General features: G+C 41.7%; 16 protein-coding genes. 6 read left to right on the top strand and 10 right to left on the bottom strand.

Annotated features, from left to right (window positions below; all coding sequences use genetic code 11):
* Nucleotides 1-36: 36 nt before the first annotated feature.
* Together ACGLYD_RS19900 and ACGLYD_RS19895 are read right to left on the bottom strand one after the other, a co-directional pair.
* Nucleotides 37-285, bottom strand: a complete 249-nt coding sequence (locus ACGLYD_RS19900) for a ferredoxin (RefSeq protein WP_399630118.1) — start codon at nucleotides 283-285, stop codon at nucleotides 37-39.
* Between the two features lie 22 nt (nucleotides 286-307).
* Nucleotides 308-1,342 (bottom strand): NAD(P)/FAD-dependent oxidoreductase, encoded by a 1,035-nt coding sequence (locus ACGLYD_RS19895; protein ID WP_399630115.1) that lies wholly within the window; start codon nucleotides 1,340-1,342, stop codon nucleotides 308-310.
* Nucleotides 1,343-1,744: 402 nt separating this feature from the next.
* On the opposite strand from ACGLYD_RS19895, the gene ACGLYD_RS19890 reads away from it, so the two are divergent.
* Nucleotides 1,745-3,097 (top strand): sigma-54 interaction domain-containing protein, encoded by a 1,353-nt coding sequence (locus ACGLYD_RS19890; RefSeq protein WP_399630112.1) that lies wholly within the window; start codon nucleotides 1,745-1,747, stop codon nucleotides 3,095-3,097.
* Between the two features lie 489 nt (nucleotides 3,098-3,586).
* On the opposite strand, the gene kynA is transcribed toward ACGLYD_RS19890, so the two are convergent.
* The 6 genes from kynA to ACGLYD_RS19860 all read right to left on the bottom strand — a co-directional run bounded on the left by kynA (nucleotide 3,587) and on the right by ACGLYD_RS19860 (nucleotide 9,784).
* Nucleotides 3,587-4,405 (bottom strand): tryptophan 2,3-dioxygenase, encoded by an 819-nt coding sequence (kynA, locus tag ACGLYD_RS19885; RefSeq protein ID WP_187046360.1) that lies wholly within the window; start codon nucleotides 4,403-4,405, stop codon nucleotides 3,587-3,589.
* The gene (kynB, locus tag ACGLYD_RS19880) at nucleotides 4,402-5,049 is read right to left on the bottom strand and encodes an arylformamidase (RefSeq protein ID WP_399630109.1); all 648 of its coding nucleotides are present in this window, start codon (nucleotides 5,047-5,049) and stop codon (nucleotides 4,402-4,404) included. The genes kynA and kynB overlap by 4 nt, the downstream gene beginning before the upstream one ends.
* Nucleotides 5,046-6,311 (bottom strand): kynureninase, encoded by a 1,266-nt coding sequence (kynU, locus tag ACGLYD_RS19875; protein WP_399630106.1) that lies wholly within the window; start codon nucleotides 6,309-6,311, stop codon nucleotides 5,046-5,048. The genes kynB and kynU overlap by 4 nt, the downstream gene beginning before the upstream one ends.
* A 582-nt stretch (nucleotides 6,312-6,893) precedes the next feature.
* Entirely contained in the window at nucleotides 6,894-7,505 is a 612-nt protein-coding gene (locus ACGLYD_RS19870) for a response regulator transcription factor (protein ID WP_067204387.1), read from the bottom strand.
* Between the two features lies 1 nt (nucleotide 7,506).
* Entirely contained in the window at nucleotides 7,507-8,637 is a 1,131-nt protein-coding gene (locus ACGLYD_RS19865; RefSeq protein ID WP_187046357.1) for a sensor histidine kinase, read from the bottom strand.
* 94 nt (nucleotides 8,638-8,731) lie between these two features.
* Nucleotides 8,732-9,784, bottom strand: a complete 1,053-nt coding sequence (locus ACGLYD_RS19860; protein WP_187046356.1) for a fatty acid desaturase — start codon at nucleotides 9,782-9,784, stop codon at nucleotides 8,732-8,734.
* Nucleotides 9,785-10,212: 428 nt separating this feature from the next.
* On the opposite strand from ACGLYD_RS19860, the gene ACGLYD_RS19855 reads away from it, so the two are divergent.
* From ACGLYD_RS19855 to ACGLYD_RS19835, 5 genes are all read left to right on the top strand, one after another.
* Nucleotides 10,213-10,758: a helix-turn-helix domain-containing protein gene (locus ACGLYD_RS19855; RefSeq protein WP_399630100.1), complete on the top strand. Its 546-nt coding sequence runs from the start codon at nucleotides 10,213-10,215 to the stop codon at nucleotides 10,756-10,758.
* A gap of 24 nt (nucleotides 10,759-10,782) precedes the next feature.
* A complete protein-coding gene (locus tag ACGLYD_RS19850) occupies nucleotides 10,783-12,825 on the top strand; it encodes a hydantoinase/oxoprolinase family protein (RefSeq protein WP_399630097.1) in 2,043 nt (680 codons plus the stop codon).
* A gap of 1 nt (nucleotide 12,826) precedes the next feature.
* Nucleotides 12,827-14,563 carry a hydantoinase B/oxoprolinase family protein gene (locus ACGLYD_RS19845; protein WP_399630094.1) on the top strand — a complete coding sequence of 579 codons (1,737 nt, stop codon included), beginning with the start codon at nucleotides 12,827-12,829 and terminating at the stop codon, nucleotides 14,561-14,563.
* A gap of 16 nt (nucleotides 14,564-14,579) precedes the next feature.
* Nucleotides 14,580-14,894, top strand: coding sequence for a cupin domain-containing protein (locus tag ACGLYD_RS19840; RefSeq protein ID WP_399630091.1), 315 nt, complete (start codon nucleotides 14,580-14,582; stop codon nucleotides 14,892-14,894).
* Between the two features lie 81 nt (nucleotides 14,895-14,975).
* The gene (locus ACGLYD_RS19835; protein WP_399630088.1) at nucleotides 14,976-16,304 is read left to right on the top strand and encodes a purine-cytosine permease family protein; all 1,329 of its coding nucleotides are present in this window, start codon (nucleotides 14,976-14,978) and stop codon (nucleotides 16,302-16,304) included.
* A gap of 80 nt (nucleotides 16,305-16,384) precedes the next feature.
* On the opposite strand, the gene ACGLYD_RS19830 is transcribed toward ACGLYD_RS19835, so the two are convergent.
* On the bottom strand, nucleotides 16,385-17,638 hold the full coding sequence (locus ACGLYD_RS19830; protein ID WP_399630086.1) for a GGDEF domain-containing protein: 1,254 nt from the start codon (nucleotides 17,636-17,638) through the stop codon (nucleotides 16,385-16,387).
* Nucleotides 17,635-18,375, bottom strand: coding sequence for a 3-oxoacyl-ACP reductase FabG (gene fabG, locus ACGLYD_RS19825; RefSeq protein WP_187046355.1), 741 nt, complete (start codon nucleotides 18,373-18,375; stop codon nucleotides 17,635-17,637). Before fabG ends, ACGLYD_RS19830 begins: the two co-directional genes overlap by 4 nt.
* Nucleotides 18,376-18,444 lie beyond the last annotated feature (69 nt).

Below are 18,444 nucleotides of genomic sequence, written 5' to 3'. Positions count from 1 at the left end.
TGAAATTCAATCAATAAATGTTAAATATTTTTTAATTTAGCTTGCTTCTTCCTTCTGACAATTGAAAGGTGTATCTGCCATCTTGATTGAATTTGTTGGACAGCTATCGAATGCATCTTCCAAATCTTCAATATAGTCTTCAGAAACTTCTGTAACTCCTGTGTTGTCGTCAAGAATGGAATAAGAAATACCGTCGTCAGTATAATCGAATAGATCAGGTGCTAGTTCACCGCAGACACCGCAAGCAATACATGTACTTTGATCGACCATCGTAAAATTGGCCATATCATCTCCCCCTTTTCCTTTTTCACCCTATAACAATTGCTTCTTTTTTAGACGCATTCTCTTTGTCACCCATTACACTCGTACTATGAAGTGGCTGTAGCTTCGCTGTGGGATCCACAAACACTTTTGCATTACTTACAGCAATGGGCGCTTCCCCAAAACCAGTGGCTATTAATTTTACTTTACCGTCATACGTGCATATATCTCCGACTGCATAAATGCCTTCTATACTTGTTTCCATTCTAGAATTCACAACAATTGAGTTTTTCTCAATTTCAAGCTCCCAGTCTTTAATAGGTCCAAGAGTAGAAACAAATCCATAATTGACGAGCACATCATCCGCTTCAAGTTCAATTGATTCACCACTCTTAATCTCTTGAATAATTACCTTGTCGATTCGTTCGATTCCCACAAGTTCTATCGGAGAAAATGGTGTTAGAATTTCAACACTTGATTGTTTTAATAACTCTACACTGTGTTCGTGAGCACGGAATTTATCTCTTCTATGTACAAGAGATACTTTCTTCGCAATAGGCTCTAGCATTAATGCCCAGTCAACAGCTGAATCACCGCCACCGAACAATACTACTTTCTTACCTTTGAACTCGCTTACATTCTTTACAAAGTAATGTAAGTTCTGATTTTTGAATTGTTCTTCCCCAGGTATATTCATTTTTTTCGGCTGAAAAGCTCCATTTCCAGCAGTAATGATAATTGTTTTTGTATAATGAATACCTTCATTCGTTGTAAGTTTGAATACACCATCTTCTTCTTTTTCAACAACCTCTACTGATTCTCCTAAACAGACTGCGGGTTCAAACTGATTCATTTGTTCTATTAAATTATCGACCAGTTCCTGTGCCCCTATTTTGGGGAATCCAGCAATATCATAAATATTCTTTTCTGGATAAAGTGCGGATAATTGGCCTCCTAATTGCGGCAAACTTTCAATAACTTTTACCGTGGCTTGGCGCATTCCTGCATAAAAGGCGGTAAATAATCCAACAGGGCCACCGCCAATTATTGTAATGTCAATTACTTCAGACGATCTATTCATATTCCTACCTCCGTATCCATTTAGCAGGATTTCTTGTATGATAGAATTCCTGTAGACTTGAAACCTTTTTGAAATTCTTATTGAATCCTCAATCTATAAAGTATCGACCAATTGAACACTTACACCGAAATTAAAGAATCAGTTACCCTATCGCACATCCTTTCACTTATTCCTCCTCCATTTCAAATGCTTCTGGTATTGACGTGTCAATCAGGTTAGACCTATTAGATCCACGTTACTTTATATATGCAATTTGCGTGCCAAGTTAAAAAAATCTTTAAATATATACATTCATATCGCCACTTCCTAAAAACCCTGCTATAATCGAGTTGTCTTTGACTCAAAAAAGGAGTCTAATAGTTTAAAATTAACTCAATATTCAATCAAGGGGAGGGGTAGTAAATGTTGGACAACTTAGTATTAAAGAACGTTGATTTGACTTTGGAATCCATGCTAAAGATATTAGATTATTCTTCTGATGAAATCTATGTCATGGATAGTGAAACACGAATTGTATATGTCAACAAAATTTGTGAAAAACATTATGGTCTTAAAAAAGCTGATGTCATAGGAAAGTTAAATGGTGAGTTGTTTGAAAAAGGTTATTGGAGTCCCTCCATCGTTCCCGACGTTTTTAATAGCAAAGAACCAGTTTCTCTAAGGCAACAGACATATATCGGAGCTGAATTATTGACGAGGGCCATCCCAATCCTAAATGAGGCCGGGGAAATAGAGTATGTCGTTACGACAGCAACCGAACTTAAAAGCTTTAATAGGTTAATTATGAAAAGGGAGCAACAAGAAGAGTCAGTTACAAACAACAGTCCTGCGAATACAGTTATTACAAACAGTGAAAAAGTCAAAAGTATATTAAAGTTTTGCAAAAAAATTGCCCCAACTGACTCTACAATTCTAATTCATGGCGAATCAGGGACGGGTAAAGGGGTGGTAGCCCACCACTTGCACAGTATAAGTAAAAGAAAGGATGGTCCTTTTTTGACTGTCAATTGTGCTGCAATTCCTGCTGATTTATTAGAATCGGAACTGTTCGGCTATACTAACGGAGCATTTACCGGAGCAATTAAAGGCGGTAAAACTGGTTTGCTTGAAGCAGCACATAATGGGACCATTTTTTTAGATGAAATTGGGGAGTTGGCATTACCTTTACAAGCAAAAGTACTACAAGTAATTCAAGATAAACAATTTATTCCAATTGGAAGTAATGAAAGCAAGACCGTTGATATCCGCATTATTACCGCCACCAATCAAGATTTACTAAAAATGGTTGAAAATAAAACCTTCAGGGAGGATTTATATTATCGACTAAACGTTATTGATATCCACATGCCACCTCTATCAGACCGTAAGGAGGACATTGTTCCACTTACTTATAATTTTTTAAATGGCTTCAATAATAAATATAATATGAATAAGCTAATCTCCGAAGAATGTCTAAATATGCTTTACTACTACTCATGGCCCGGTAATGTACGGCAACTTGAAAACCTAATCGAACGATTGGTTATCACTAGCGATTCCCTTATTGAAGTGGATGATCTACCAGATGTCATTAGGGAAAGTGTGGAAAATACCGCTGAGCTTATTCATCCACATTCATTGAACGATGCCTTAAACGAAGTCACAAGGACATTGGTAAGAAAGTCTTACCAAAAAAACAACTCCTCAAGAGCAGTCGCAAAAGATCTCAACATCAGCCAATCAAAAGCATCAAGATTAATTCGTGAGTTTTGTTAAAATTCAATACTTATCCTTGATTGGATTAAAGAGGTTATATTTCACTAAACCATTCGGTCGGCCATTTAAAAGACTTACCTTTGCCCTAAATGAGTCGTTTCAACCGCACACACAACCCCCGTCCTTCCGGAATATGCTACTATAACAACTCAGTAATGGTGGTGCTTATTAATGGAATTAACAATGAGTCCACCTATCGATGATTGGTAATTTCATTCACAATCATCGATAGGAAAACATAAATTCAAGCACATAGTTCGCTTACTGGATATTTCAAGGTTGTGGCAATGAACCACAGCGGTTCGCGGAGGGGAACTACTGTCGACGGGCAATCAGTTCGACAGGTTTATTGCTGGCACACTTGCCTCCAATTAGTGAACAAGAAAATTAGATTTGAAGTTGTTATAAATACAATACTAAAACTCCGCCAACTATATTTGTTGGCGGAGTTTCTAGGGCTATTTTTTTTGATCATCATTCTTTGCTCTGTTATAACTTCGTCCGCACATCCCATAACTCCGGAAAGAACTGATGATCAAGGACAGACTTCAAATAATTCACACCTGACGAACCGCCCGTCCCCATTTTAAAGCCGATAATCCGTTCAACAGTTTTCATATGACGGAAGCGCCACTGCTGATGACTGTCTTCGATATCGACAAGCTTCTCCGCCAGCTGATATAAATTCCAGTGATCATCGACGTTGCGGTATACTTCTAGCCACGCATCCGCCACTGTCGTATCCCCTTTGTATGTAACTGAGAAATCGCGTTCGAGTAGTTCTGGGTTTATCGCGAAGCCGGCACGTGACAGCGCACGTATTGCCACATCGTAAATCCCCGGTGAACGGAATGCGGCCTCTAAATCACTTGCGAGCTCGGGATCTTTCTCGTAAATCTTCAAAATATGCGGTTGCTTATAACCAAGCGCGAACTCAATAAGCCTGTTTTGGTAGGATTGAAAGCCAGATGCACGACCTAAACTGTCCCGGAACTCCATATATTCAGCAGGCGTCAATGTCGACAGCACATCCCACGCCTGGATAATTTGCGTCTGTGTTTTTGACACGCGTGCCAGCATTTTGAATGCTTCCGGCAATTCATCTTTTTCGATTAAGTCGATGGCTGTATTGAGCTCATGCAAAATGAGTTTCATCCATAACTCACTCACTTGATGAATGACGATGAACAGCATCTCATCATGATGTCCAGACAAACGTTGCTGGCTCGACAGCAATTTATCGAGATTCAAATACTCGCTATATGTCATATTATCTTTAAAATCCGTGTGAATTCCTTTTTCAGTCATGATTGATATGCCCCCCCTGCCATTGATCGCAATACGGCACGAACTGGGCTACCATCGCCGTCTTTTAGCGGAAGCGGTAATGCAATCAGTTCATAATCGCCCGGTTCCACTGCGCTGAGGACGATGTTTTCTAAAATCATCACGCCGTTTTCATTGAGGGAATGATGGGTACTGACTGTTTTGCTTGTTTCAGGGTCAACAGATGGCGCGTCAATACCGATGAGCCGAACCCCTCTCTCTTTCAATAAAGGACCGATATCCTCACGCAAATACGTAAAATTTTCCGGAAATACATTCGGATCAGGACGGCTCCCAGTTTTCAATAAAATCCGTTCTGCTCCACCGAAATCAAGGTCCTCTAGATCAGCCCTTCCAATACTCTCTTTTCCTGAAACATCGAGTACACGCGCCCGTCCGATGTATAAATCAATTGGTAAATCGAGCACTTTTAATCCGTTATCATCGAAGTGAAACGGTGCGTCGATATGCGTCCCCATATGCGTACTTGTCGTTAACTTACCAATATTGACTGAACCTGTTTCTGCTTTAGAGTAGGCAACTTCATATGAAAATGGTGTGTCACCAGGCCATTCGGCAATATTATTTTGCAGCGGTTGTGAAATATCAATCCATTTCCCAGTCATGCGACGACACCTCTTTTATTCTCAAATTTTTCATAGCGTTTTTCATCCATAATCCGTTTTAGTTTCTGCACAGTATGCCAGACGTCTTCGAAGGAATTGTATAACGCAACCGGCGCAAGTCGAACACCATTTGGCGCACGGAAGTCCGGGATGACGCCATCTTCTTTCAACGCTTTACAAATACGTGCAGCCTCGACATGTTCAAGCAAGATATGGCCCCCACGTGATTCGTCTACTGGGTTGCCAATTGTGAAGTCGTGGTCAGACAGTTCCTGTTGAATTAACGCCAGCATATAGTCCGTCAGCTGAAGTGACTTTTCACGGACTTTTTTAATGCCTACTTCTTCAAACAATTCCAGCGCACCAATGACCGGCGCTAAACTGAGTACGTGAGGCGTCCCAATTTGATAGGCAGCGACGTCCAGTTCCGGATCCATTGTATGATCCATATCGAATTGCGATTCCTTTTTCGAACCGAACCACCCTGCCAAACCTGGCGTTGTGCCGAAATGCTTGTCATGGACGAACAGTCCTGCGACGGACCCTGGCCCCCCGTTCAAATGCTTATATGTACACCAGAAAGCGAAATCCGCGCCCCAATCATGCAAGGCGTGTTCAACTGCACCAATCGAATGACATAAATCAAAGCCAATCGGGATACTTTTTTCATTCGCAGCTTTCGAAAGTTTCTCCATATCGAGGATTTGCCCACTCCTGTATAAAACAGCTGGCAAAACGATGAGTGCGATGTCTTCTGTCATCGCTTCGATGATATCGTCTTCATTTAAAAATCGACCATCCCTGCTTTTCACCTGGACAAGATGTTCATCTGGATTAAAACCTTTCAGTGCTAACTGGCTTTTTAGCGCATAAATGTCCGAAGGGAAATTGAGTTCATCGGCGAGAATCTTTGTTTTAGTCCCTGATGGGTTGTAGAATGTTGCGGCAAGCTGATGCAAGTTCGTCGTTGTCGAGCCCGTTGCAATGACCTCACTTTTTGTTCCCCCAACAAGTGGCGCCATCTTTTCTCCGACCGACTCAGATAGGTAAAACCACGGATTATCACCTTCTGTCCAGCCGTCGATGCCCAGTGTTTTCCATGAATCGAGTAAATTATGCAGCGTCCGCTCCGCTCGTTTTGACAGTAATCCGAGTGAATTACCATCCATATAGATGGTGTTTTCGAGTAGATAAAACTCGTCTTTATATTTTGCGAGATTGTCTTTCTCGTCGAGTTTTCTTGCGTAATCGATACCAAACATGTTCGGTTCCCCCTTGTGTGAACTTTCCGTCTTTGGTAAAAGTGTAACATATTTGGGTTGTGCTCGTAACGAGGTTTATTGCTGGGGTAAGGGTGGGGTTATGATTGGTTTGGGGTGGGATATGATCGGGATGGCGGGGATATGCTTGGGGGCCAGCGGATATGATCAAGTTGACGGTTTTATGCTTGGGTGCAGGCAAGATATGATCGGGTCAATGGTTTTATGCTCGGGTGTCGGCTAGATATGATCGGGGCGGCGCGGATATGATCGGGTCAACGGGTATATGCTCGGGGGCCGGCGAGATATGATCGGGTCAACGGTTTTATGCTCGGTTGCCCGCGAGATATGATCGGGTCAACGGTTTTATGCTCGATTGCCGGCGGGATATGATCGGGTCCCCGGCTTTATGCTCGGGTGCAGGCGAGATATGACCGGTTCAACGATTTTATGCTCGATTGCCAGCGGGATATGATCGGTTCGACGAATTTATGCTCGGTATACATACTTCACCCCCACCACACCAACCCCAAACGACAAAAAACCGACATCACTGTCGGCTTACCGTCTTCTTATATACTCAATTCACTTAAACCAGCCCTTCTCCTTAAACCGAGATATTGCTTCAATCCGGTTTCCAACGCCGAGCTTATCTAAAATTGTGGAGATGTAATTTCGCACTGTACCAGGCGTCAAATACAACTCGCCAGCGATTTCTTTCGTGGTCTTCCCTTCAGCAATAAGTCCGAGCACTTGGCTTTCACGCTCCGTCAGCGGATTTACCGTCTCATCCCCGTCCCCGTAGGCAATGTCAACGAGTTCTGGCGCGTAAATCCGTCTGCCGTCCATTATCGTTCGGATTGAACTGACAAGCTCTTCAATCGGACTGTCTTTCAATAAATAACCACGTACGCCTGCTTTCCTCGCACGTTCGAAGTAACCTGTTCTGGCAAATGTCGTCAGGATAATGATCTTACAAGGTTCATCATGCAGCGCTTCTGCTGCGTCAAGCCCAGTCATAACCGGCATTTCAATGTCCATGATGCAGACATCCGGCTGATGTTCTTTCACCAGCGCAACCGCTTCTTCCCCGTTTTTTGCTTTTCCGACGACTTCCATATCATCTTCCATATTCAATAATGATCCAAGTGCTCCAAGCATCATCCCTTGGTCTTCCGCTATGACAATACGTATCACATCAATCACTCTCCATAATATGTTGTATGACCGCAGGAACACGAATCGATAATTTCGTTCCTTCGCCACCTTCGACTCGAAGGCTTCCATTAACAAATTCAAGTCGCTCGCGCATGCCAGTCAAGCCATTGCCAGGTGACGTTTCTCCGCCCCTAGTAATGCCGATTCCGTCGTCTATCACATTGATGACAAATTCATTCGGTAGTTGTTCAAACGACACGCAGCAAGTCTTGCCAAAACTATGCTTCACAACGTTTGTCACGGCTTCTTTCAAACACATACTTAGCACGCTTTCAACGATGGCCGGGATGTTGGTGAACGATGGATTCCCCTTAATGGTGTACTCCATTTCAGCTGCCTTCAACATCTGCTTAATGCGAATCACTTCATCTTCCAATTTCGTTGCCCGCATGCCCGCCACTAACTCCCGAACTTCCTTCAGCGCTGTGCTGGCCGTCTGTCTTATATCCTGTAACTCTCTTTCGGCAGCTCTAGGATCACGAGACACTAGCTTGCCAGCTAAATCACTCTTTAAGCCAATCAATGATAGCTTTTGGCCAAGTGTATCATGTAAATCACGAGAAATCCGTTCCCGCTCCTCCACTATAATTAACTCCGAAATCCGTTCGTTGGCATGTTCCAATTGACCTACCAAGTTTTCACGCTTATTTCGGTTGTATAAATTGAATGGCAATAATACGATACCAATCACCGAGATGAGGATGAAATGAACTTGCGGAAGAAATAACTCGAGTTCGATGAAAAAACCTGCGACAATCGCAATGATTGTAATGGCAATATGTAGCCCGTATATAATGAAGAATCCAACTTGATTGCGAATATTGCCTATAAAAAACGCAGTGAATATGGATAAATACACATAGCCGAATAACAGTGTCATAACGACGTTAATCACAATTTCAAAACTGATCCACATATAAACAAGTCCGCTTTTCGATTTGAATGAAAATCGATACGACAGGAAGAATAAGAATAACAATGAAATTCCAATGGAAATTTCAATGGGCGACGATGATCTGAATATGAAAAAGAATGGCAGAAAACAAAATACTGCCCACGCATAAATACTAAGCCAAGGGTTTTTCGGGAAAATACTATACCAACTTTGCATATCTTTGTTTCACCGTCCTGTCTATACTTTCCATTGTACCAAATAGTGAGACGAAAAAAACAGCCATCCTCTGAAGAGATGGCTGTTTTAAGTATTATTCTGCGTCGAAACTTGTGCGTTTCGGTTTCAAATCGATTGAAGAACTTGCTGATTTCAGCATATGCTTCACGTCTTTAAACGCAATAAACCTTTTTTTCTCAGGATCATATAAACGGTAACGGATTGACGACAAACTTTCTTTAATCGTAATCGTTGTTGCTTGGTGAAGAGGTGGTGTCGATTCATGTGCTATTTCCAAGTTGTAATTCGGAACACGTGGTGACAAGTGATGGACATGATGGAAACCGATGTTTCCTGTCGCCCACTGCAACACACGCGGTAACTTGTAGTATGAACTGCCATCAATAGCAGCTTTCACATAATCCCACTCAGATTCCTCTTCAAAATACGAGTCTTCAAATGTATGTTGAATGTAGAATAACCAGATACCTAGTGCTCCTGCAACGAACATGGTTGTTCCTTGTATAAGAACGAATGCCTGCCAGCCGATAAGTAAAATCATACCTGTGTAAAGGGCAACAAGTATTGCGTTCGTCAAATACGTATTGTTACGCTCTTTCTTACGTGCATCTTTACGGTTGAAACGGCTTGAGATAAGTACAAGGAAAAGCGGTCCGAAACCAAACATAACGATTGGGTTACGGTATAAACGGTAAGCAAAACGCTGCCATTTTGATGCTTCAACGTACTCTTCAACCGTCATGACCCAAATGTCACCTGTACCGCGCTTGTCGAGATTCGAACTTGTTGCATGGTGAATCGAGTGTTCACGTTTCCATTTTTCATAGGCAAACAGTGTAAGAACACCAGTAATGGTACCGACAATATCATTTGTTTTTTTGTTTTTAAAGAATGAACCGTGCGTGCAATCATGGAAGATGATGAATGTCCGAATGACAAATCCTGCTGCAATAACACAAAGTCCAAGCGTTAACCAAATTGACACCGACAAACTTTGGTACGCCAAGAACCATAGGACTATAAACGGTATAACAGTATTGATAAGCTGCATTATACTTTTCTTTTTATCTGACTTAGCAAAAGGGGCAACGTCTTTGTGTAGCTGTTTTGTTTTTTCTTTAGACATGTTGTATTATCCTCCTTCAATCTTATGTTCTTTTTCTGATTCGCTATCTTGAATCTAATGATAAAGAACTTTCGGACTTCACAGAAGACATAACTGTCATGATTTTCGATATGACAGGTGTCACTTATTGTGAATTAATTCACAAGTGTATTCACTATTATTTTTCGTCGTCGGAACAAGATGGATTTTCCTTCCCCTCTCATACAAGACTTAAATTGTATCCACACAGTAATCTCCATTGCGTTGTTATGCTATTTTCCAGTCTAAACCGCGCCAAGTTGACAGACTCTTGTAAATAATTCTTCCATTCGGAATTTAATTGTGTTATATTCAGAATTATTACAGTACAAACATAATTCATTCCGGAGAATTACAGTTTGTACAGAATACTTATTGTCCCACTATAAATTATTGAGGAGTTTTAAGTTATGGAAGAAATTCATACCAAGATTAAATCCCTACGGTTACAAAAAGAACTTACATTGAAAGAACTCAGTGAAGTGACTGGGCTATCGCTCAGTTTTCTTTCGCAAATTGAAAGAGGCGCTTCCTCTTTATCTATTACCTCATTAAAAAAATTAGCAGAAGCATTAGATGTATCGATGATTTACTTTTTTGAAGAAGAAAAATCAGAACAAAACTTTCTATTAAGAACAGATGAGCAAAAAGATTTCAAAATGAATGGCGCCGAACAAATTTACAGACGTTTGGCAGGTACGTTTCACGATCGAAAGCTTGAGCCTTTGAAGGTCACACTTCCACCAGGATTAAAAGAAGAACACAGCTATAGCCACGCTGGGGAAGAATTTTACTATGTTTTAAAAGGCGAAGTTGTCTTTCATCTAAATGAGGTGCAGCATCATTTACGAGAAGGAGATACAATTCATTTCCCTTCAGAGTTACTACACACATGGGAAAACCTAACTGATGAAGAAACAATAATATTAACTGTCACAACACCAGTAATCTTTTAACTATAAAAAGGGAGAGTGTAATAAATGAGAGTAGCTACAGATATCGGAGGAACGTTTACAGATCTTGTCTATGTTGATGAAAATGGTCACGTAGGTATCGAAAAAACGAACACGACTCCACCCCATTTTGAAAAGGGTGTATTGGACGTCATAAAGAAAGCACAAGTCGATACCAAGCAACTTTCCATGTTTATTCACGGAACTACCGTGATTATCAATGCACTAACTGAACGCAAAGGAGCTAAAACGGGGCTTATTACAACAAAAGGATTCCGGGATGTGTTGGAAATTGCTAGGGGTAACCGGCCTGACCTATTTAATATCCGCTACCAAAAGCCAACTCCATTCGTTGAAAGGTATTTGCGACTTGAAGTAGACGAGCGCTTGAACTATAAAGGTGAAGTTCTCTCGCCCCTAAATCGTAAGGATATTGAGACATGCATCCAACACTTTAAAAAAGAAGGTGTTGAAGCCATCGCTGTCTCTTACTTACATTCCTATGTAAACCCGTCACACGAACAGAGTACAGTCGAAATCATTAAAGAGCTCTGGCCAGAAGTACATGTAACTGCATCGAGTGATATAACAAAAGAATGGCGTGAGTATGAAAGAACAAATACAGCTGTCTTAAACGCTTATGTTCAACCAATTGCAACAAAGTATATCGACAAATTGGATAATCAACTGCGTGAGTCTATCGAAATCGATCAAAGTTACATCATGCAATCAAATGGTGGAACGACTAAATTCGAAAACGCAAAAGCAGCTCCTATCAATATGGTTGAGTCCGGACCTGTAGCTGGAATCTTCGGTGCAGCTGTTCTAGGCGAACTGATTGGCGAGAAGAATATCATCGCATTTGATATCGGAGGGACGACTGCAAAATGTTCCCTAATTGAAAACGGTGAAGTAAAAGTATCCACAGATTATTATATTGAAAAAGATAATCGCAATGCCGGTTATCCGATTAAAGCGCCAGTGGTCGATATTGTAGAAATTGGAAATGGCGGAGGTTCCATTGCGTGGATCGATAATGCGGGCTCATTAAAAGTAGGACCACAATCTGCTGGGGCTAGTCCGGGTCCTGTCGCTTACGGCTTAGGCGGAACAGAACCGACAACAACAGATGCAAACCTACTGACCGGCCGTCTGTCCCCTAAAAACTTTGATTATGATGTCAACATGAACAACATTAAAGAGGCAATTCAAACTAAAATTGGCAATCCTTTTGAAATATCAGCCGAGGAGGCGGCACTTGGAATAATCCGCATTGCCAACTCAAACATGCTTAATGCACTGAAGCTAATTTCTATTCGTAAAGGACATAATCCGCAAGATTTCACATTACTTGCGTTTGGCGGCGGCGGTTCCATGCACGCTCCAGCACTCGCAATCGAACTTGGCGTAAAAAAGGTTGTTGTTCCAATCGCTTCACCAGTATTTTCAGCTTGGGGAATGTTGATGACAGACTTAAGACATGATTATATCCAAACATATATCAAGCGTTTAAATGAACTTTCCCTTACGGAAATGGACACTAAATGGGAAGAAATTGAAAGGAATGCGCTAGATCATTATAAAGACGAGGGGATGGCAGCAAAAAATATTGAGTTCCACCGTTTTGCAGATATGCGCTATCTAGGACAAGAGCACACAGTAAAAGTTCCTGTTCCGAACGGAAAATGGTCTGAAACTGATAAACAAACAATCATTGAAGAATTCCATACACTCCACGAAAAGAATTACACATTTAAACTTGAAGATTCACCTACTGAAATCGTAAATGTTCACGTAACTGCTTACGGAAAGGTGCCTAAGCCGACAATTGGTAAAATCACACGAACCGGAACGGTTGCAGATTCTAAAAAAGAAGACCGCGATATTTACTATGAACACAAAGGCTGGATAAACACACCTGTTTATGACCGCGAAAAACTTCCTTCAAATGAAGTGATTCACGGACCAGCAGTTGTAGAGGAAAAAGCCGCAGTCACTGTTATCTATGAAAACCAGCAATTGTATCTAGACGAATACGGAAATATCATTATCGAAATGGAGGGGAAATAATATGACAACTTCTGTGAAAGTGGATCCGTTTACACTGGAAATTGTTAAAGACTCACTGTTGGCGGTTGGCGACGAAATGTTCATCGCACTTGCCCGCACATCAATGAGTCCAATCATTTATGAAGTACTTGATTACGCAAGTGGTTTAACTGACGCAAAAGGAAATCTTCTTACACAAGGAAACGGTGTTACCGGCTTTATCGGAATGCTAAGTTTCATGGTAAAAGAAACACTTCGCAAGTATCCCGGAGGTAAGATAAAACAGGGCGACGTGTTCATTATTAACGACCCGTATAACGGGGGGGGCTCTCATCTTTCAGATGTCGGACTTGTCATGCCGATTTTCCATGGAGGGGAACTTGTGGCATTTTCTGCGAACAAAGCTCACTGGACCGAAGTCGGCGGAAAAGATCCGGGCTCATTTACAAATGATGCAGTAGACATATTTCAAGAAGGACTTCAATTCCCTTGTATCAAACTCTATGACGAAGGCCTTATAAACGAAGGCATCGTTGAAATTATCCGCTCTAACGTCCGCTTCCCCGACCTCTCATTGGGAGATATGTGGGCGCAAGTCGCTGCATTACGCACCGGTGATCGCCGTTTGAATGAGCTTTGCGACAAACATAGTAGACAAACAATCTTAGCGGCAATTAACTACTTATTGGATCACGGGGAAATCATTTCACGCCAAGAAATCAAAAAGCTTCCAAAAGGCGTTTTCGAAGCTGAAGATTATATCGACACAGACGGCTTGGGCAATGGACCATTCAAGATTAAGGTAAAAGTAACGATTACAGATGATGATTTCATTTGCGATTTCCGTGGAAGCCACCCGCAAGTTCCAGGTCCTATGAACTGTTCTTATACAGGTCTTGTGTCAGCAGTACGGGTCATTTTCCTGGCAATGACAAACCCTGAACAAGACGTGAACGACGGCGTATTCCGCCCTCTTCAAGTCATCGTTGATCCGAAATCGATTATGTCTGCTGAACGTCCAGTTCCTGTTTCCAATTACTTTGAAACACTATTAGGCAGTCTCGACCTAGTGTGGCAAGCTCTTGCACCACATTTGCCAAACCGCCTCGCGGCAGGACAACATTTGTCTGTTTGTGCAGTGACATTGTCCGGTAATCACCAAGATACAGACGAACCTTTCCTTATCGTAGAACCTTCAGTTGGGGGCTGGGGTGGAGCAGATGGCCAAGATGGAGCTTCCGGTCAATTCTGTATCGCCGATGGTGAAACCTACAACGTTCCTGTAGAAGTAGCCGAAACCCGTTATGGCGTTATGCTTGATGAATATAGTTTACGTCAAGACGGTAATGGTGCGGGTGCCGGTCAATATACCGGTGGAAAAGGGGTTGTCCGCTCGTACCGGGCATTATCTGATAACCAGGCTGTAACGGTTACCTTCGGCAGAAATAAATTTTACCCATGGGGAATGAACAAAGGTCGCCAGGGCTCCCCAAATGAATTTTATGTCTGCAAAGCAAGCGGTGAAGTAGATGGACCTTATGGGGTTTACCCGCGATATAAGCTTCAAACGAACGACGTTGTGCGCTTAATGACCGGAACGGGCGGCGGATGTGGCGATCCCCTTAGTAGACCGGCAGAACAAGTCGCAAAAGACGTCAAGAATGGTTATTTCACTATTGAAGAATCGAAAGAATATTTCAAAGTAGACGTAGATTCGAAGTCGTTCGACTATATAGAACTGCCAGGAAGAACTTCATAATTTAGGAGGAAGTAACATGAAAATTGAACAACCCAAAATAACGGATGAAATTGTACAATCACTTTTTAAAGATAAATTTGAAGGTACTGAAGTGAACTTTGGTTTCGTTTCTATTCCAGCAGGTGAACGCCTTCCAATAGAAGGAACAACTTTCCATGAGGAGCACGAGTATTCTTTTATCGTTAAAGGGGCTTTATCTGGTGTAAGCGGTGGAAAACCATACACAATCAATGCAGGAGAGGCCTCATATATTCCAGCAGGTGAAGCACATTGGTGCACCAACGAAGGCGATGAGGCTTGTGAATTAGTATTTGCCTTGGTAAAAGTTTAATTTTGCAATAGCATCGCAGAATAGGAAGGCCTTATTTCTTCCTATTCTATTTTTTATAACTAAAATAAGGATGTGAAGAAGATGAGTCAAAAGAAAGTGCAGGATAATAAGGGGAAAGAACACACTGGGGGATTCATGGATCAGGATCAGGCACTATTGCCAATTCCTGAATCAGAACGCCAACATTGGATGACGCCTACTATGATTTTTGGTGGGCTTGAATTTACAATTCCGGTCTTAATGGTTGGTGCCGCATTGACAGCAAGCTTCGGATTATCAAAAATTCTTTGGTTACTCATCATTGCATTATTTGGTTTCCAATGGATTGGGAATACCCTAGCAGGATATATCGGCGCTAAAACAGGCCGTTCATCCTCCGTTATCGCCCGTTCAAGTTTCGGTGCACTTCAAGCAAAATTGATTGTAGGTTTAACAATCTTCATTGTTTCACTTGGATGGTGGGCCTTACAGACAGCAGTAGCCGGTAACGCAATTTCAGCAATGTTCGGCATTGATTACAAAAACGATTGGATGGGCTGGGCAATCGTAACCGTTATTTGTGGCCTACTCTTTGCATTGCCATCCATTATTGGTTACAACTCAATGAAATGGACAGATTATATCGCTGTCCCCGCTGGTTTGATCTTAATCGCTGGCGGTATCTATTTATCCTTTAAAAATATAGGCTGGGATACCATTACTTCTTGGCATCCTGAACCTACTATGACCGTATTTGCGGCACTCAGTTTAATTATTGGCGTTAACGTTTCGCAATGGCTTATCGCGTCGGACTATACTCGTTATGCCAAACCGACGTTAAAAGACAATCTAATTATTCCAAGTGGAATCGTACTCGTTGGTTTACCCCTCTTTATGGTCGGTGCAATCATGGCTGTGGGAGTCGGAGATGCTGACATCGTTAACGTTATGATGGGACTCGGTTTCCCAATTTGGGGCTTTTTGATTCTTTGGTTTGCGACTTGGACTTCTCAACTAGTCAATAACTACAGCATGGGGCTCGCACTTGCAAATATATTTAATGTGAACTCCGGAAAAGGTCGGGCTTTACTGACTTTCCTTGGAACAATCCTGGCAATCGTTGTTGCATTGATGGGAATACTTGATCATTTTATGGATTTCCTTTATTTTACTGCTTTGCTTTACCCGGCAATCGGGGGCGTCGTAATGGGGGACTTCTTTTTTATCCGCAAACATCAGTGGAAAGATAATACTGGTTGGAACTGGATGGCAACAATCGCAATGGCTGTGGGAATTGTAGTCGGTTACGTGACACAATATCTATACCCAATTGGTCTGCCGGCAGTTCAATCTTTAATTGTATCCATCGTCGTCTATGTAATTGCCATGAAAATGAAAAAGAATATGGCTCCTGATCAGTTTACAGTTTAGGAGAATATCATTAACGGTAAATCCTTATAAAAAGACTGAACCAGCTCTGCATAGTTCAGTCTTTTTACACATTCCTTCATTTAACTACCATCTTCAGCAGTCACACGATTACGTCCCGTCCGTTTTGAATCGAACAATAAGTCATCTGCATATGTATGGCCCTTTTCGATGCTTGTATGATCTGTAAAACGCTTGTAGAAAAGGCCGAACGAAGCAGTATATGAGATATGTTGTGGCTCGCCTTTGAACTCAGCTTTTACAAAACTTCTTTCCACTTCCAGACGCAAACTTTCGACAAGTTCCTTTACCCCGTCATAGTTACGATTGCGTATAAAGAGCGTGAATTCTTCACCACCCGTCCGGAACAGGCAATCATCTTTTGCTAGATGATTCTGCAGCAGCTTTGCAAAATGGATGATTACAGTATCACCGACCGCGTGGTTAAACGTATCATTCACCTTTTTGAACTGATCGATATCACATACGACTACCCCGAATGGTGCATCGTACAATTTAGGCTGTCCCATTTGTTTATCCATAAACGCCCGATTTCTAGCCCCTGTCAGGAAATCTGTGTATGCCATTTCTTCAAATTGGTTGCGCTCCAATTTGTCTTGCATATTTTGCGACTTCAATACAAACGAACGACTGACAATGTAATTCAGCATGAACAGTGCAATGAGTGATTCCCATCGTCCTTCTATCAGAAAAACGAATAGCAAGGCATTTGTAAAACCCGTTTTCCAGAGATCAAGTATACTCCGATCCTTTAGGAACGCCCATGCAGCTTGACGGGTTTGAATACTTTTTTCCAAGTACAGCAAAGTTAATAACGTCAAATCCGATATATACATCGTTATGCCATTGAGTAAAAGGATGAGCAACCAGAAGCCAAATGGGAACGGGGTAAAATAAGGGATGAATGCGTAAAACAAATAATACCCTGCCACATTCGACAACGTGAACGCCCCGATATTGTACAGTGTATCAATGACTGAATCTGAGCGTTTTTCATTCTTTATTTTCCTTAGCAGATAGACAGACGTCCTGTATACGACCTGATAGAGAAATACACCATATGGACCAGCAAAAAGAACGAATGCCAAGCCATAACTGATGCCATATTCAATATTAAGTTTCCCTGTTTTCGTCCAGGTTTGTAAATGATTATACAATATCGAAAATAACCAAAATAAGAAAAGGCCGAAGTAGAAATGCTGCGCTTCAATCTCCACTTTTTCCGCGGTGAGAGACAAAGCAGCTGCAGCTAGAAAAAGGGATAGGTTGAAAATAGCATTCGGTTTCACGCCCCATCTCTTTTCCTTCACCGTCATTTCAACATACCACCATCTACTTCTAGGACGGTCCCGTTTATAAAATCAGATTCATCGGAAGCTAAAAACAGATAAGCATTCGCTACGTCTTCTGGCGTACCAAGTCGAGTATACGGCGTCATCATCTTAATTTGCCCTAAGATCTTTTCTGGAATCGTATCAATCATATCTGTTTCGATGAAACCGGGAGCGACAGCGTTTACATTGATGCCCTGTCGACCAAATTCCTTCGCCCACGTTCTTGTCATACCAATGACGCCCGCTTTTGCTGCGGCATAATTCGTTTGACCGATGTTACCACCCGTTCCCGCAATCGAAGACGTATTAATGATTTTCCCTTTCCCTTGGCTAAGCATTGTCGGAAGGAACGCTTGCGTACAATTAAAAACACCCGTCAAATTCACGTCAATCACTCGCTTAAAATCATCCACTTCAAGCTTCAGCATCATCGCATCTTTTGTAATACCAGCATTGTTAATGAGGATATCCACTTTGCCAAACTGTTCAATCACTTTTGTGGCCATCTCTTTGACATTTTCACTATCGGACACATCCGCCTGGAAGAAAGCGGCCTCGATTCCCAATTCATGCAGTTGTTGCGCTTTCGCCTCTCCAGCCTTTTTATCAAAATCAACGATAGCAATCTGTGCTCCATTTTTCCCAAAAAGCTTGGCAGCGACTGCACCAATTCCATTTGCTCCACCTGTTATGACCACGGTTTTATATTGTAAACGCATGTAAAGAACCTACTTTCGCTTATGATTTAATAGACTATTTTAATAACTCTTATATTACCATATTTATTA

It is taken from the genome of Sporosarcina sp. SG10008 (assembly GCF_044569405.1).
Taxonomy (GTDB): Bacteria; Bacillota; Bacilli; order Bacillales_A; family Planococcaceae; genus Sporosarcina; species Sporosarcina psychrophila.
Note: the sequence above shows the minus strand (reverse complement) of the source record. Positions and strands in the feature narration are given on the sequence as shown.

Excerpts from the sequence above, each read along its gene's own strand:
- ACGLYD_RS19830 (WP_399630086.1), bottom strand. The coding sequence starts at position 17,638 with ATGACGGTGAAGGAAAAGAGATGGGGCGTGAAACCGAATGCTATTTTC.
- ACGLYD_RS19895 (WP_399630115.1), bottom strand. The coding sequence starts at position 1,342 with ATGAATAGATCGTCTGAAGTAATTGACATTACAATAATTGGCGGTGGC.
- kynB (WP_399630109.1), bottom strand. The coding sequence starts at position 5,049 with ATGACTGGGAAATGGATTGATATTTCACAACCGCTGCAAAATAATATT.
- ACGLYD_RS19890 (WP_399630112.1), top strand. The coding sequence starts at position 1,745 with ATGTTGGACAACTTAGTATTAAAGAACGTTGATTTGACTTTGGAATCC.
- ACGLYD_RS19850 (WP_399630097.1), top strand. The coding sequence starts at position 10,783 with ATGAGAGTAGCTACAGATATCGGAGGAACGTTTACAGATCTTGTCTAT.
- fabG (WP_187046355.1), bottom strand. The coding sequence starts at position 18,375 with ATGCGTTTACAATATAAAACCGTGGTCATAACAGGTGGAGCAAATGGA.
- ACGLYD_RS19860 (WP_187046356.1), bottom strand. The coding sequence starts at position 9,784 with ATGTCTAAAGAAAAAACAAAACAGCTACACAAAGACGTTGCCCCTTTT.
- kynU (WP_399630106.1), bottom strand. The coding sequence starts at position 6,311 with ATGTTTGGTATCGATTACGCAAGAAAACTCGACGAGAAAGACAATCTC.
- ACGLYD_RS19835 (WP_399630088.1), top strand. The coding sequence starts at position 14,976 with ATGAGTCAAAAGAAAGTGCAGGATAATAAGGGGAAAGAACACACTGGG.
- ACGLYD_RS19865 (WP_187046357.1), bottom strand. The coding sequence starts at position 8,637 with ATGCAAAGTTGGTATAGTATTTTCCCGAAAAACCCTTGGCTTAGTATT.
- ACGLYD_RS19855 (WP_399630100.1), top strand. The coding sequence starts at position 10,213 with ATGGAAGAAATTCATACCAAGATTAAATCCCTACGGTTACAAAAAGAA.
- ACGLYD_RS19840 (WP_399630091.1), top strand. The coding sequence starts at position 14,580 with ATGAAAATTGAACAACCCAAAATAACGGATGAAATTGTACAATCACTT.
- kynA (WP_187046360.1), bottom strand. The coding sequence starts at position 4,405 with ATGACTGAAAAAGGAATTCACACGGATTTTAAAGATAATATGACATAT.
- ACGLYD_RS19900 (WP_399630118.1), bottom strand. The coding sequence starts at position 285 with ATGGCCAATTTTACGATGGTCGATCAAAGTACATGTATTGCTTGCGGT.
- ACGLYD_RS19845 (WP_399630094.1), top strand. The coding sequence starts at position 12,827 with ATGACAACTTCTGTGAAAGTGGATCCGTTTACACTGGAAATTGTTAAA.